The organism is Staphylococcus sp. KUGN1, assembly GCF_045984185.1.
GTDB lineage: Bacteria > Bacillota > Bacilli > Staphylococcales > Staphylococcaceae > Staphylococcus > Staphylococcus warneri_A.
Window position 1 is genome coordinate 843985 of sequence record NZ_JBJQIL010000001.1, and the last position, 14854, is coordinate 858838.

Sequence of the window (14854 nt, forward strand, 5' to 3'; positions counted from 1 at the left end):
CCTATTTATTTAGTAATGCTACTTTCAATAATATTATTTTGAACAAGTTTATGAATTTCTCCATCACCTTCAGCTGGTGCTGCCCTTTGGATTCTTCCATGGTAACTTAAATCGTATTTATCACCAACTAGTGCTCTTAGGTAAGGATAAACGAATAACCATGCACCTTGGTTTTTAGGTTCTTCTTGAACCCATGATACTGATTCAAGATTTGGTAGTTGATCGAAAATTTCTTGGATTTCCTCTTCAGGGAATGGATATAATCTTTCAATTGCTACAAGTAATACAGATTCGTCAGGATTTTTAGCTAAATATTCTTTTAAGTCAATGAATACTTTACCTGAAGCTAATATTACTTTTTTAACTTTATCAGCTTCATAATCTTCAGCAATGATTGGTTTGAAACCACCAGAAGTAAACTCATCAATTGGCTTAGCAACTGTTTTGTTACGTAATAAACTTTTTGGTGACATAACAATTAATGGTCTCATTTCTTGAGTATCTAAGCTTGCTGCTTGAGCACGTAGTAAGTGGAAGTAGTTACTTGCACTTGATAAGTTCACTACAGTGCTATTGTTTTCTGCTGCAAGTTGTAAGAATCTTTCAAGACGTGCTGATGAATGTTCTGGACCTTGCCCTTCAAATGAATGAGGTAAGAATAATGTTAAACCTGAACGTTCGCCCCATTTTGCACGTGCACTTGATAAGAAGTTATCAAACATCATCTGTGCCATATTTGAGAAGTCCCCATATTGTGCTTCCCAAATATTGAAACTTCCTTTATTTTCAACATTGTAACCATATTCAAAACCGACAACAGCTGCTTCTGATAATGGTGAGTTATGAATATCGAATGATGCTTTTTGGTCTGGTACATGATGTAATGGTGTGAATGTGTCGCCATTTTCTTCATCATGTAATACTGCGTGACGATGACTGAATGTACCACGTTCACTGTCTTGACCAGTTAAACGAATAGACGTACCATCTTGTAAAATTGTTGCGAAAGCAAGTTGTTCCGCTTGTGCCCAATCTACTAAGCCATCTTCTTTTTCAAATGGTTCTTTACGTTTTTCAAGTACTTTATTTAATTTTTTCAGTACATTGAACCCTTCAGGATAAGTTAACATCGCGTCATTGATTTCTTTTAAGTGATCAAATGAGAATTCCTTATCATCACTTTTAAGTGGTTGTTGTAAGGATTCTGGTTTTTCCATATCTGGATTGTCCATTTTATCTGATTTGTCAATTTTATCATGTGCTGCACGCATTTCTTTTTGAACACTATCAATGACTTGATTCATTTCATCTTCACTGATAATGCCTTCATCTACTAACTTTTTACCATAAACCAATTCTACTGAATCATGCTTACGGATATTTTGATATGGTAATGGATTTGTAATTGACGGTTCATCCATTTCGTTATGACCGTAACGTCTATAACCTACTAAGTCGATGACTACATCTTTATGGAATTCTTTACGGAATTCCATAGCGATATCAATGGCTTCGATCGTTGCTTCTACGTCGTCAGCATTAACATGTAAAATCGGAACATCATAACCTTTAGCAACATCTGTTGAGTATGTTGTTGAACGGCCATCTGTTGGTTCAGTTGTGAAACCGATTCGGTTATTTGTAATGATGTGTAAAGATCCACCAGTTGAGTAGCCTTTTAAATCACCTAAGTTCATTGTTTCAAAGTTAATACCTTGACCAGGATATGCAGCATCACCATGTATAATGATTGGCATAGCTTTATGGAAGTCAGTTTGTGGCGCGGCAGCTTGTTGTGTATTATCTTGCGCAGCACGTGTACGACCTTCAACAACGGGCGCTACAATTTCCAAGTGACTTGGGTTGTTTGCTAAAGCGATTCGTTGTTCAATACCGTATGAATTTGTAGTTTTTACGCCACCTAAGTGATACTTCACATCGCCAGTCCAACCAGCAGTTAATTCTAAGCTACCATCTTCTGGCAAGAACTTCATTGGGTCAGTGTGCATGAATTCTGAAATCATCATTTCGTATGGTTTCTCTAATACGTGAGTCAGTACATTTAAACGACCACGGTGCGCCATACCGATTTGAATATTTTTGATTCCAGCTTCGCCAGCTAGTGTAATTGTGTGTTGTAGCATTGGTACTAGAGCATCGACACCTTCAATAGAGAATCGTTTTGCACCAACGAAGTTTTTGTGTAAATATTTCTCGAAACCTTCGACATGAGCCAATTTATTAAATAATTCAGTTTTTTGTTTATTATTTAATGTTGCTTTATATGGTGTTTCGATACGACGTTTTAACCATACACGTTCTTTATTGTTATTAATATGCGTATATTCGAACGCAATAGGACCTTTGTATCTTTTTTCCATACGAACAATAGCTTCATATGCATTAACATAAATATCAGTAAAGTGTTCTGATACGATTCCAGCTGAGATATTTTCCAAAGTAGCTTGATCTAAATCGAAATCTTCTATTTCTAATTTAGGAATATTTTTACGCTCTGGAGGATTGACTGGATATATATTTGCTTTTAAATGTCCGTATTGTCTAATGTTATCGATTAATCTCATGACACGTTTAATTGTACTGTCACCAGATTGTGAACCACCCTCATTAGCGGCTGGTTTAGCCTCGATATGAGCTTCCCCTGTTTGAATTGTACTAAATAGGACTTGTAAATCTTCGGGTACTGATGATGGATCTTGTAGGTAATCATCATATAAATCTAGCATTAACCCTAGATTTGCGCCGAAGTTTACAGGTGCCTCTGTAACCTCTCTCTTGTCCTTTGTCATATTACACCCTCCACAAAAATGTTGAAACGCTTACAAGACAATAATAGCATTATTTCAAATTTTGTTAAAGTAGATTTACCTATTATTGTAAAAAAACAGAACCAAGATAAATTTGGTTCTGCATTAATTTCATAATATTAAAATGTTGGTCATAAAGATGTAAACTAAAAGCTTAATTAGGTACACAAAATGTATGATTTACAAAGGATTTTCGTTCTAATTGATGTCTTTAAAATATGATTTTAAAGGTTGTGTAATGATCAACTTCACTTTCTACTTGAATAAATCCACCATTTAATTGAACGATTTTATCAGCAATAGATAGACCTAAACCATTACCACCTTGGCTGCGAGCTCGAGATTTATCTACACGGTAAAAACGGTCAAATATAAATTCTAGGTCTTGCTTTGGAATACCTAAACCGTGGTCAGTAATCTCTATACTAATTTGTTTGTTTTTAAGTTGAGTCTTAATCTGAATTAATTTATTTTCAACATCATATTTCATCGCATTGTCTATAAAGATTAAAATGAGTTGTTCGAATTGATGACGGTTCATATTAAGTTTTAAAGGTTTTTCATCTAGTTCAATATCAAACGTATAGTCTGGGTGTAGTTGTTTAAGAGAATTAACTCTAGATAATATTTCAGAATTGATATTTACGAGTTCTTTTTCAACTTGGCCATTTTTAACATTGTCTTTAGTTAATAATAATAATTCTTCAACTAATTTGGTGATTCTGTTCATTTCTTCTAAAGAAATATTTAGTGATTCTTCTAGCACGGCTGGATCTTTTTTACCCCATCTTTGAATTAAATTCAAATGACCTTGAATAATTTGTAATGGCGTTCTTAATTCATGGGATGCATCTTCTACAAATTGTCGTTGTTGATTAAACGTTTCTTCGATATGGAACATCATCTCATTAAATGTAGCGATGAGATTATCAGTTTCCTCATAGTTTGTCGTCAACTCTAATTTATTTTGGAAACCGTCACGCCGAATTTGATTCATTTTATTAGACATGGTCACAATGGGTTTGGTGATTTGTGATGAGACGATATAACTTACAATGGCAGTGATAAATGTTGCTATTAAGCCAAATGCAATGGCTACAATATATAAAGATTGTACAAGATGTTCATAATTTTCTAATGAATGAATTAATACGCTATATCCATTAAAGTTTTGAGTATGGATACGTTCTGTGATTGCTAAGTAATCAACGCCTTTATATTTAATGATTTTGACTCTTTCTGGGTGAGAAAGGCCTATATTAGAAGGTACAGATGGCAAATTTTCATTTGTTGTTTGAAGTAATTTTTTTCCTTTAGTATTAAAAATAGTCACTTCTTGAAAGTTTTCTAACGAAGCATTTAAATCTAAGGCCGATATTTCATCTAAGGGTTTGGCATGAAATAAATTGATAATATCGTCAGAACTACGTTCAGCTTCGTCTAATTCACTATCATGTAAGGCATCCTTTAAAAAGAAGATGATTACCAGACAGAATAAAACGATAGTGATAAAAGTGATAAATGTGGTGATTAACATCCATTTATATTTGAGTTTCCGTTGTTTCATCATCGAATCACGTACCCTACACCACGTACTGTTTCAATGACTTTATCTTTACCAAAGGGTTTTAGTTTGTTTCTTAAATAGCGGATATAGACATCTACGACATTCGTTTCAACTTCAGTATTATATCCCCATACATGATTTAAAATTTGTTCACGTTGTAATACGTGATTTTTATTTTCTGCTAACACGTAGAATAAGTCATATTCAGTTTTAGTTAAATCTAATTGAGTGCCATCTACTGTAACCTCAAAAGCTTCTTTATCTATAATGATACCGTTAATATTAATAGTATCTTTTTTAGGTTGACGACGAAGAATGGCTCTAATACGAGCAAGTAATTCTTCGATATCAAATGGTTTAACAATGTAATCATCAGCACCATAATCTAAACCAGCAACTTTATCATAAGTATCACTTTTAGCAGTAATGATGATAATAGGCGTTGTTTGCTGTTGACGAATTTGACGACAAATCTCTAAACCATTTATATTCGGTAACATTAGATCTAAAATAATGAGATCGTAAGTTTTATTCAGTGCTTTGTCTAGACCAGTAGCACCATCATTTTCAATATCGACTTGATAATTTTCATGTGTTAGTTCAAGTTCAATAAATCGAGCTAAGTTTTTTTCATCTTCTACAATTAAAATGTTTGTCATCTTTGCACCTCTTAATATGGTTATGCACAATGTTAAATAAAACTCATTTAACATATGATTGATGTATTTATCTTTAATATATTCATTGATGTTGAATGTAGACATCTGATTTCGAAACTTAGTCATTGATTTCGTGAATGTTGTGAATCTACATGTCAATGATTAATTAGATGACTTAATTCATATGCCTTTGCCTCTTTGTGTATAACCCATTAATTGTATTCTTAACTAAATTTTATCATATTTTCAATCGTTACATAGTCGGTATTGAGAAGTATTTTATTATTATTTCCAGTATTAGAAATAGCTAAAATCGTTGGTAGTTAGTGATCGCAAAATAAGTTTATCATTTTTTATTGTTTCTAATTGACAATGATTCTCATTAGTGTATAATAATAGTTGAAAATGATTATCAATACCAAAAAGAACTTTCCCCCCCACATATATTTCGTTCTTAAGGATTGGTCATTTTCATATAATCCCCTTTTATATGCCCGTAAAAGACTAACGTTGAAAAACGTTTTAATAAAGCAGTAGACCTTTAGACACTTGAGGTTTACTGCTTTTTTAGTTCCGCTAATGATGACAATTAATGATAAAAGAAAGCACCACATTTCCTTAAGTTGAAATGTGGTGCTTCACTGTCTTATTTTATTTTGCTAATTGCTCATTTAAGATTAGTGTTGATAATACAATGCTAAATGCGCCACCAATGATTCCTGCAATAATATCAGTTGGATAATGTACACCTAAATACACACGTGATGTTGAAACCATCAAAATGAGTGAAGCTGCTAACCCTATTAAAATGCCTTTTGATAGTCCAGAATCCGTTCTGTTCAAGATATAAATGATACTACCGAAATAAGATGTTGATCCCATTGCATGTCCACTCGGGAAACTAAAACCAGTAATATCAATTAAGCGCAATAATGTTGGTCGTTCTCTATCAAAGATATTTTTTAAAACGGGGTTTAATATGCTTGATAAACTCATCACGATAATAAAGAATAAAGTTTCAATTCTTAGTCGTTTTAACATTAAATATGCGATAAGCATTAATGATAAACAAACCATAGCCCATACTTCACCTAGTTTGGTAGCACCAAGCATGATTGAAGTTGTAATAAAGCTTTCTGATGCATAAATGAATTCGTAAACTTCATTATCTATCCATTTACCTAAGCGTGATTCATGGAAGAATGCTATGATTCCAAATATCAAAGTAAAAATGATAAGTAATGAAATTCGTTTTAATCGACTCATTACATTGTCCCCCTAATTGTCTAAAGCATCATTGATTATTTTATCGAATAAATCTTCTTTAGTGTAACTTTCTTTATAAGTCTGCATTAGTTTAATGATATCCTCACGATTTGTTTCAATGTGATTCAACTCTTCTAACAATCTTACTTGCGTCAATTCATCTTCAGGAATGGCTTTACCATAACCTTTAGACTCGAAGTTTTTCGCGTTATCAATTTGGTCGCCACGTGATTGATCAAGACCAAGTGGTATTAATAGCATTGGAATTCGTAACGTAAGGAATTCATAAATAGCATTTGATCCTGCACGACTTACTACTGTATCAGTAATCGCAAGTAAATCTGTTAAATCATCTTTAACAAATTCAAATTGTACATAGCCTTCTTTTTTAATTGAATCGTCAACTAAACCTTTACCGGTTAAATGTATAACTTGATATTGGTGTAATAAAGCTTCTAGGTTTTCACGAATAGCATCATTTAATTTTTTACTGCCTAAGCTACCACCCATAACAAGTAAAACCTTTTTATCTTGCTTAAATTCAGTTAATTGATAACCACGTTGTTGATCTCCTTGTTTTAAATCTTCACGTACTGTCGCACCCACAAAATCTGCTTTATCTTTTGGTAAATAGTTTAATGTATCTTCAAACGTTGTATAGATTTTCTTAGCGAATTTTAATGCAATTTTATTTGCTAAGCCAGGTGTTAAATCTGATTCGTGAATGATAGTAGGAATCTTTAACGAACGTGCCGCAATGACAACGGGTACAGACACAAAACCACCTTTTGAGAATAGTAAATCTGGCTTTTGTTTTTTTAAAATTTTACGTGCGTCAAGTACCCCTTTTAGAACTTTAAATACGTCTTTCGCATTTTCTAATGATAGGTAGCGGCGTAATTTACCACTCGAAATAGGATAGTATGCAATATTAGGTAATTGTGATTCTATCATTTCTCTTTCTATACCATTTTTAGAACCAATATAAAACGCCTCATGCCCTTTGTCTAATGCAGTAGGAATCAGACTTAGATTGACTGAAACGTGTCCAACCGTTCCGCCTCCAGTAAATGCGATTTTAGTCATAAATATAACCTCTATTCTTATATGTTTTTATAATATGCGTAAAATGGTGCACCACGATCGAATGGATGGTAATCAATTTCGGCTTCGCCCACTTTAGTAAATCCAAACTTTTCAAATAATCCTTGTGCTGGTTTATTAAGCGCAAACGTATCTGTCAAAATGACATGGACACCATGGTCTTCTGTCAAATCAACTGCAAATTGGAATAATTCAGTTGCTGCACCTTTATATGATTGTGAACCAGCTAATCGATGGATTACGTATGCACCTTTACGATCAATTGGCCATTCTAATTCATCATACCATTCTGACTGATTTTGGTCGATGACAATAAAGCCATAAATTTCATTATCAACATCTAATACATAAAGTGTTTCAGATTCGATATCTTCTTCAAAATGTTCAGTTACAGGGTATTTATCATCCCATTGATTGTTGTTGAATTTCTCCATTATTTCTTTTGCTTCTTCTACTAATATTTCAATTCTAGAAAGATCTTTTTTCGTTGCTAATCTTATCATAATCTAAAACACCTCTTTGTATTTATGTTTATTAGTTAAATACTCTCATCTTTAAATTCACGCTTTTTAATCATTTTAAACTTATTTTAACTTCTTAAGTAGTTGGTCTAAAACAGTATCATTTTTATTTGATTTTTCGACTAATTTTTGAGTGAACTTATCATTTGTTTCTTTATCAAATTCACCGTTAACAGTTAAATCATTGTCTTTTTGGAAGGCTTTAATTGCTGACTCTAAACTTGTATCAAATGATTTAGTTTCATTATCTACTTTGAAACCAAGCGCTGTTAAACCAATTTTCATTGTTTTGACATGTTTATTGTTATCTCCTAACTTATACGTTTTATCATTAGGAATCACGCTTAATGATTGATACTTAGGTGTAGCAATTTCGATATCGGGTTTAATCCCTTTACCGTGAATATAATGACCATCAGGTGTTAACCATTTCATTTCAGTATATTTTAATAATGAGCCATCGTTGAATTCACGTGTCGTTTGTACAATCCCTTTACCAAATGACTTAGAACCATATACTTTAGCTTTATGATAATCTTTGAGGGCGCCAGTAAATACTTCTGAGGCACTTGCTGAACCTTCATTGATTAATATAGATACTTTCATATCTTTGGCTTCTTTTAAAGGATCGTTTTCGGTTTTAAGCTGTTGTTTGTCATCACCTTTTTGAAGTTGAACAACTGTTTTGTCTTTATCGATGAATATATTTGCCATTTTAACTGCTTCGTCTAATAATCCTCCAGGGTTATTTCGTAAATCTAATACGATGTTACGAACGCCTTGTTTATGCGCTTTCTTAATCGCATTTTTCAATTCGCCTGATGTGTTGTTTTGGAATTTATTAATTGTAATAACACCAACATTGTCTTTTTTCTCATATTCAACACTTTTAACATGGATTGTATCACGTTTAATGGCAATATCTTTTTCTACTGAGCCACGTTTAATCGTTAATGTGACTTTGGTACCTTTTTTACCACGTACCATTTTTACAACTTCATCTAATGGTTTATTTTTAATTGATTTGTGATTAACTTCAGTAACCACATCTTTTGGTTTGATGCCAGCTTTTTCTGCTGGAGAACCTTTCATTGGACTCGTAATACTGATTTGATCATTTTTCTTTTGCATTTCTGCTCCGATACCTACGAAATCACCAGACACACCTTCATTGAATGATTTGGTTTGCTCTTTGGTCATATACTCTGAATAAGGATCTTTTAATTCCTTGACCATCCCATCTATTGCCGCTTGAGAAAGTTTATCGGATTTTTCATTTTTATAGTAATCTTTATTTAATGTTTTATAGACATATTCAATTTTATGTAAATTAGCACGTTGTTCCTTATTCAGACCACTCATTTGATGACTGATTAACAATGTAGCTGCAACGGTAATTGCTACAGTAATCAAAATAATGCCAATAATGAGTATAATCAAATGCCATAATTTAAGATGAATTTTCTTTTGAACTTTATCTTTTGTTTTCTGCTGTTTTAAATCTTGTTGATCTTGTTCGATTTGTTCGTCTTTATCATTCGTCACATAATCACTCCCTTAATCTATGGTGACCATTCAAATAGATGTCTTACATTGAAACATCTTTATTACATTATTATTCTAGTATGTTGCATTTTATTTAACTAGCAATTTGATTTCCAAAAAAGGTACTTATAGTATGTATGGATTAATTTAGAAAATCAACTGAAATATCAATGATTAAAGCACATGATAAATTGATTTTAAGATGCAATTTAAAAGTATAAAAGAAAAGAGGTTGAGACAATAAGGTTTAATGCTCTAGAAACCGATTCAATGGTGTCTATAAAGCAGGTTTGAAAGATTTGCTATCACGATTCAACAAATATGGTATTATCATATTTGTTTATCATTTTAAGCAATTCAAATCTTAAACGCTTACGTCCCGACCTCTTTAAATGTGTATGCTAAAATTTTAACCATTCAGTGTATTCTTCGTATAAATCATCAAACACAGACATAGATAATGTAAAATCTCCATGCGTTTCTATATAGTCAGAAAGAGTATTGAAATCATTCTCGTGACGCGGAAATGCTAAATCTTCAAAAATTTGTTCAGCTAAGCGTCCTTTATCATCTTTTCTACCTCTAACTGTCATAGCAAATTGATAAAATGAATAGTTCTTCATTAGTTCATAGTCACATCAATAACTTTTTTTTCGCCTTTAACAACTGCGTTGACATCTTCAAAATGAATTGATGCTGTTTGATCAGAGTTAGTAATAATGACTGGAGAAATGACTGATTTTGCGTTGTTTCTAATGTATTCAACATCAAATTTAATAATTGGATCTCCAACCTTAACTGTATCTCCACTGTCTACAAGCACTTCAAAGCCTTCTCCATCAAGTTGAACTGTATCTAACCCGATATGCACTAATAATTCAAGGCCATTCTCTGCTTTTAATCCAATTGCATGTTTTGTAGGGAATACATTATCTACATTACCTTCAATTGGAGATACTACAGTACCTTCAGTTGGATTAATACCAAAGCCTTCACCCATCATTTTTTGAGCAAATACAGGATCTGGAATATCCTCGATTTTTACATATTCTCCTGATAATGGTGCATAAATTTGAATATTCTTATCTACTTCTTTACCTTTGCCAAATAATTTTTTAAACATAGTATTTCACTCCTATTTCTCAAAGTGTTGTATTAAGTCACCGTAACCTAATTCTTCTAATTTATCATAAGGAATAAATTGAATTGCTGCTGAGTTAATGCAATATCTCAATCCACCCATTTCTTTTGGTCCATCATTAAACACATGGCCTAAGTGACTGTTGGCATCTTCAGAACGTACTTCTGTTCTAATCATACCAAACGTTTTATCTACTAATTCAATGATTTCGTCATCATCAATGGCTTTTGAAAAACTTGGCCATCCACAATCAGATTCGAATTTTTCTTCTGATGTAAATAGTGGTTTGCCTGATAGTTTGTCTACATAAATACCTTTTTCAAAATGATTCCAATATTCATTTTGAAATGGTGGCTCGGTACCATTTTCTTGGGTAACAAGATATTCCATATCATTAAGTTCGTCTTTGTTCTTTTTAATCATGTTGAGACCCCCAATGTGTTTCTATAAATGCTTTTCTGCCTGAACCACGTTGGTATTGTTCATAGTGTGTAGGATTCTTCTTATAGTAATCCTGATGATAATCTTCTGCAGGATAGAAATTTTTATATGGTTTGATTGGTGTGATAACCGGTTTCTTAAATATACCTTGTTCATCAATTTGTTGTTTCTTTAAGATAGCAGCTTTACGCTGTTCATCGTCATGATAAAAAATGACAGGTTGATAACTTTCGCCACGATCGAAAAATTGACCGCCATCATCTGTTGGATCAAATGTCTTGAAATAAACATCTAATATATTTTCGAATGAAGTTATTTCTGGATTATAATTAATTTGGACAGCTTCTACATGTCCTGTTTGATTTGTACATACTTGTTCGTAAGTAGGGTTTTCTACATGACCACCACTATATCCAGAGACTACTGATTCAATGCCAGGATATGATGTGAATGGTTTAACCATACACCAAAAACAACCACCAGCTAATGTCGCATAAGCCATTTGATTGCCTCCTTCCTATTCTTGTTAATAATTTACGATATTATTAGTTAGAAATAAAGATAAACGCTCAAAGGCTTTAAGACATTGAAAGCGATTATTATTTTTCTCGAACGACAACTAAACCAATAGCACCTTTTCCTGTATGCGTCGTGACAACAGGTGTTGTGATATTAACATCGTATTCTTGACAATTAAATGCCTCTGTAAAAGTGCTTTTAATTTTATCTACAAAATCTAATGCACTTGCATGTGTGATGCCTACTGATTTAATTTTATGATTTTCTATGAATTCTGAAATTTCTTTTTTTAGATAATTAATACTAGTATTTTGAGTTCTCGCGTTATGTACTAATTCTAATTTGCCATCATTTAAAGTACCTATTGGTTTGATTTTCATGATATTACCAATAAGTCCTTTAGTCTTACTTACACGGCCACCTTTAATCAGTTGATTTAATTGTCCAATGACTACAAATAACTTAGTGTTTTCTTGTAATTCTTTAACGCTTTTTACAATGTCAGTTGTAGATGTACCTTGTTCGATCAATTCAACAATATGTTTAATTTGATATGCTAAACCATTTGAAATTGATTTAGAATCAATGACTGTTACATTTGCATCTACCATTTCACTCGCTTGATATGCAGTGTTATATGTACCACTTAAGCCAGATGACATGTGAATACTAATAATCTCTACATCGTCTCCTGCAAGTTCTTCATATAGGTTGATAAATTCACCGATAGCAGGTTGACTTGTCTTAACATCAGCATCTTGTTCCATATATTCAATATATTCTTCAGAAGTAATTTCAATTTGATCAATATATGATTTACCATCAATCGTAACATTCAAAGGTATAACATTAATTGAATTCTCATTTAAATAGCTTTGGGGTAAATCTGATGTAGAATCCGTAACGATAACTTGCTTAACCATAAATAACTCCTCCTATGACTTTTTCCTTATTAAATGTAAAAATGTGTGTGGAATTGTACTTTTTTCATCTAGTTTCCCTTCAACTGATGACTCAACTTCCCATTCTTCAAAAGTGTAAGGAGGAAAGAATGTATCACCTTGAAATTTTCCATCTACCACAGTAATAAACATATCGTCTACTTTATCGATCATTTCTTCAAATAGTGTTTGACCACCAAAAATAAATACGTGGCCTTCTAAATGTTGAATCTCTTCAAAAGAATGAATGACATCCACACCCTCGGGATGAAATGACTTATTTTTAGTCAAAACCACATTTCGTCTGTTGGATAAAGGTTTTCCAATTGATTCATACGTTTTTCGGCCCATTACTAACGTATGGCCTGTCGTTAATTGTTTAACGTGTTTAAGGTCGTTAGGTAAGTGCCATGGTAATTGATTTTGGTACCCTATGACTCTTTGTTGATCGTGTGCGACTAAAATAGATAATGTCATTTCGTTGTCCTCCTTGGTATGTGGGCATTAATACATCAGTTTCATAAATTTAATGTAACATAAATTGAATGCAATTCGTTACAATAACGTCGTTGATACTGATAATTTTATGATAAAAATTGAAAAATTTCTCATAATTATACTAAGATACAAAAAATATTTTAAATACTATACAGCTATTGGTGCTTTGATAGCTGGATGTGATTCATAATTGATTAATTCTATGTCTTCGTAATTAATATCAAATATTGATTTATCAGTATTAATCTTAATTTGTGGTGGATTGAAACTATCTCGAGATAATTGTGTTTCGACTGCATCCATGTGATTAGAATAAATATGTGCATCACCAAAAGTATGAATAAATTCACCAACTTCGAGACCACATTCTTTAGCAATGAGATGAGTAAGTAATGCATAACTTGCAATATTAAATGGTACGCCTAAGAAGATATCGGCACTACGTTGATATAATTGACAACTTAATTTCCCATCTTGTACATAAAACTGGAACATCGTATGGCATGGTGGTAACGCCATAGTATCAATCTCAGTAGGATTCCAAGCAGACACGATATGTCGTCTTGAATTAGGGTGATGTTTGATTTGTTCAATCACAGTTTTAAGTTGGTCAACATGATTACCATCTTTGTCTTCCCAATCTCTCCATTGTTTACCATATACATTGCCCAAATTACCGTATTTTTGCGCAAATGTATCATCGTTTAAAATATTTTCTTTGAATTTTTTCATTTCAGCTTTATATAATTCATTAAATTCACTATCTTGTAGAGAACGATGTCCGAAGTTTGTCATATCTGGTCCATGATAGTCTTCTGAGTTGATGTAATTTTCAAAAGCCCATTCGTTCCAAATATTATTATTATATTGAAGAAGATATTTTATATTTGTATCTCCTTTAATAAACCATAGTAATTCTGTTGCCACGAGTTTAAAAGATACTTTTTTAGTGGTTAATAATGGAAATCCCTTAGACAAATCAAATCTTAGTTGATGTCCAAATTTAGAAATGGTTCCTGTATGTGTACGATCATCTCTTTGATTTCCTATTTTTAGAATTTCTTCACAGAGACCGTGGTAAGCTGCATCAAATGAATTGAGCATAATGATGACATCCTTTCTTAATAGTGTGTATTGATGTATCTTTGGCATGACTACCAACATTTAACATTAATTTTATTATACTGAGATTTAATCGTTGAAAAAAGTAGTAAGCCAGATATGTGTAAAATTTAATTTATTTAGTCAAAAAAGCATACAAAAAGAGTAGCACAGCCTCGCACCTCAAAGTGTTCTAAGAAAACTGTACTACTCTTACTACCCTATAATTATCATTAATATGTGATGAAATTTGATTATTTTACGTCACAATGATCATCAAAAGCATCTTTTAAGTCCATTGCAATGTCATTGATATCTCTACCTTCGATATGCTCTCTTGGCATAAAATGGACTAGATTTTGACCTTTAAATAATGCAAATGATGGACTGGATGGTACTTGTTGAATATATTCACGCATTGTTGCGGTTGCTTCTTTATCTTGTCCGGCAAATACAGTGACTTTATTTGTTGGTTTCGCTTCGTTTTGTTCTGCAACTGCAACGGCTGCTGGTCGTGCTAATCCGGCAGCACAACCACAAGTAGAGTTGATAACGACGAAAGTTGTGTCATTATCATTGACTTGTTTCATGTATGATTCAACAGCTTCACTCGTTTCTAAACTTTCAAATTGGTGATCTGTTAGTTCAGAACGCATTTGTTGAGCGAGTTCTTTCATATATTGTTCATATGCATTCATTTTGACATGCTCCTTTATTAATTAG

15 protein-coding genes and 1 pseudogene are annotated in these 14854 nt (G+C 32.6%); all 16 read right to left on the minus strand.

All coding sequences use genetic code 11. The features are described 5' to 3' along the window. Nucleotides 1-5: 5 nt before the first annotated feature. Complete coding sequence (locus tag ACJQQZ_RS04215) at nt 6-2810, minus strand: 2-oxoglutarate dehydrogenase E1 component (protein WP_408023075.1); 2805 nt, start codon at nt 2808-2810, stop codon at nt 6-8. A 229-nt stretch (nt 2811-3039) separates the two neighbouring features. Continuing rightward, the gene (locus ACJQQZ_RS04220) at nt 3040-4398 is read right to left on the minus strand and encodes a HAMP domain-containing sensor histidine kinase (RefSeq protein WP_408023076.1); all 1359 of its coding nucleotides are present in this window, start codon (nt 4396-4398) and stop codon (nt 3040-3042) included. Further along, entirely contained in the window at nt 4395-5054 is a 660-nt protein-coding gene (locus ACJQQZ_RS04225) for a response regulator transcription factor (RefSeq protein ID WP_002451182.1), read from the minus strand. The genes ACJQQZ_RS04220 and ACJQQZ_RS04225 overlap by 4 nt, the downstream gene beginning before the upstream one ends. 353 nt (nt 5055-5407) lie before the next feature. After that, nucleotides 5408-5516: pseudogene (locus tag ACJQQZ_RS04230) on the minus strand (hypothetical protein); the annotation flags it as partial. A 189-nt stretch (nt 5517-5705) separates the two neighbouring features. Continuing rightward, nucleotides 5706-6320 (minus strand): phosphatase PAP2 family protein, encoded by a 615-nt coding sequence (locus ACJQQZ_RS04235; protein ID WP_049424726.1) that lies wholly within the window; start codon nt 6318-6320, stop codon nt 5706-5708. 12 nt (nt 6321-6332) lie between these two features. Beyond that, the gene (locus tag ACJQQZ_RS04240; protein WP_145505275.1) at nt 6333-7406 is read right to left on the minus strand and encodes an undecaprenyldiphospho-muramoylpentapeptide beta-N-acetylglucosaminyltransferase; all 1074 of its coding nucleotides are present in this window, start codon (nt 7404-7406) and stop codon (nt 6333-6335) included. A 17-nt stretch (nt 7407-7423) separates the two neighbouring features. After that, nucleotides 7424-7927, minus strand: coding sequence for a GNAT family N-acetyltransferase (locus ACJQQZ_RS04245; protein ID WP_002451179.1), 504 nt, complete (start codon nt 7925-7927; stop codon nt 7424-7426). Nucleotides 7928-8008: 81 nt separating this feature from the next. Further along, complete coding sequence (locus ACJQQZ_RS04250; RefSeq protein ID WP_049424745.1) at nt 8009-9466, minus strand: S41 family peptidase; 1458 nt, start codon at nt 9464-9466, stop codon at nt 8009-8011. Nucleotides 9467-9891: 425 nt separating this feature from the next. Continuing rightward, complete coding sequence (locus ACJQQZ_RS04255) at nt 9892-10113, minus strand: YozE family protein (protein WP_002451177.1); 222 nt, start codon at nt 10111-10113, stop codon at nt 9892-9894. Then, on the minus strand, nt 10113-10613 hold the full coding sequence (locus tag ACJQQZ_RS04260) for a PTS sugar transporter subunit IIA (RefSeq protein WP_408023077.1): 501 nt from the start codon (nt 10611-10613) through the stop codon (nt 10113-10115). Before ACJQQZ_RS04260 ends, ACJQQZ_RS04255 begins: the two co-directional genes overlap by 1 nt. A 12-nt stretch (nt 10614-10625) precedes the next feature. Then, on the minus strand, nt 10626-11054 hold the full coding sequence (gene msrB / locus ACJQQZ_RS04265) for a peptide-methionine (R)-S-oxide reductase MsrB (RefSeq protein ID WP_002451175.1): 429 nt from the start codon (nt 11052-11054) through the stop codon (nt 10626-10628). Continuing rightward, entirely contained in the window at nt 11047-11574 is a 528-nt protein-coding gene (gene msrA, locus ACJQQZ_RS04270; RefSeq protein ID WP_408023078.1) for a peptide-methionine (S)-S-oxide reductase MsrA, read from the minus strand. Before msrA ends, msrB begins: the two co-directional genes overlap by 8 nt. A gap of 97 nt (nt 11575-11671) precedes the next feature. After that, nucleotides 11672-12514, minus strand: a complete 843-nt coding sequence (locus tag ACJQQZ_RS04275; RefSeq protein ID WP_145505279.1) for a DegV family protein — start codon at nt 12512-12514, stop codon at nt 11672-11674. A 12-nt stretch (nt 12515-12526) separates the two neighbouring features. Beyond that, nucleotides 12527-13009 carry a dihydrofolate reductase gene (locus ACJQQZ_RS04280; RefSeq protein WP_049424734.1) on the minus strand — a complete coding sequence of 161 codons (483 nt, stop codon included), beginning with the start codon at nt 13007-13009 and terminating at the stop codon, nt 12527-12529. A gap of 168 nt (nt 13010-13177) precedes the next feature. After that, nucleotides 13178-14134, minus strand: coding sequence for a thymidylate synthase (locus ACJQQZ_RS04285; protein WP_049424736.1), 957 nt, complete (start codon nt 14132-14134; stop codon nt 13178-13180). 251 nt (nt 14135-14385) lie between these two features. Then, the gene (brxA, locus tag ACJQQZ_RS04290) at nt 14386-14829 is read right to left on the minus strand and encodes a bacilliredoxin BrxA (RefSeq protein ID WP_002451170.1); all 444 of its coding nucleotides are present in this window, start codon (nt 14827-14829) and stop codon (nt 14386-14388) included. Between the last annotated feature and the right edge of the window lie 25 nt (nt 14830-14854).

Bases quoted from the DNA above. Each gene is read 5' to 3' on its own strand.
- ACJQQZ_RS04285 (WP_049424736.1), bottom strand. From the start codon at position 14,134: ATGCTCAATTCATTTGATGCAGCTTACCACGGTCTCTGTGAAGAAATT.
- ACJQQZ_RS04245 (WP_002451179.1), bottom strand. From the start codon at position 7,927: ATGATAAGATTAGCAACGAAAAAAGATCTTTCTAGAATTGAAATATTA.
- ACJQQZ_RS04215 (WP_408023075.1), bottom strand. From the start codon at position 2,810: ATGACAAAGGACAAGAGAGAGGTTACAGAGGCACCTGTAAACTTCGGC.
- ACJQQZ_RS04220 (WP_408023076.1), bottom strand. From the start codon at position 4,398: ATGATGAAACAACGGAAACTCAAATATAAATGGATGTTAATCACCACA.
- brxA (WP_002451170.1), bottom strand. From the start codon at position 14,829: ATGAATGCATATGAACAATATATGAAAGAACTCGCTCAACAAATGCGT.
- ACJQQZ_RS04225 (WP_002451182.1), bottom strand. From the start codon at position 5,054: ATGACAAACATTTTAATTGTAGAAGATGAAAAAAACTTAGCTCGATTT.
- ACJQQZ_RS04280 (WP_049424734.1), bottom strand. From the start codon at position 13,009: ATGACATTATCTATTTTAGTCGCACACGATCAACAAAGAGTCATAGGG.
- msrB (WP_002451175.1), bottom strand. From the start codon at position 11,054: ATGATTAAAAAGAACAAAGACGAACTTAATGATATGGAATATCTTGTT.
- ACJQQZ_RS04275 (WP_145505279.1), bottom strand. From the start codon at position 12,514: ATGGTTAAGCAAGTTATCGTTACGGATTCTACATCAGATTTACCCCAA.
- ACJQQZ_RS04240 (WP_145505275.1), bottom strand. From the start codon at position 7,406: ATGACTAAAATCGCATTTACTGGAGGCGGAACGGTTGGACACGTTTCA.
- ACJQQZ_RS04235 (WP_049424726.1), bottom strand. From the start codon at position 6,320: ATGAGTCGATTAAAACGAATTTCATTACTTATCATTTTTACTTTGATA.
- ACJQQZ_RS04255 (WP_002451177.1), bottom strand. From the start codon at position 10,113: ATGAAGAACTATTCATTTTATCAATTTGCTATGACAGTTAGAGGTAGA.
- ACJQQZ_RS04260 (WP_408023077.1), bottom strand. From the start codon at position 10,613: ATGTTTAAAAAATTATTTGGCAAAGGTAAAGAAGTAGATAAGAATATT.
- msrA (WP_408023078.1), bottom strand. From the start codon at position 11,574: ATGGCTTATGCGACATTAGCTGGTGGTTGTTTTTGGTGTATGGTTAAA.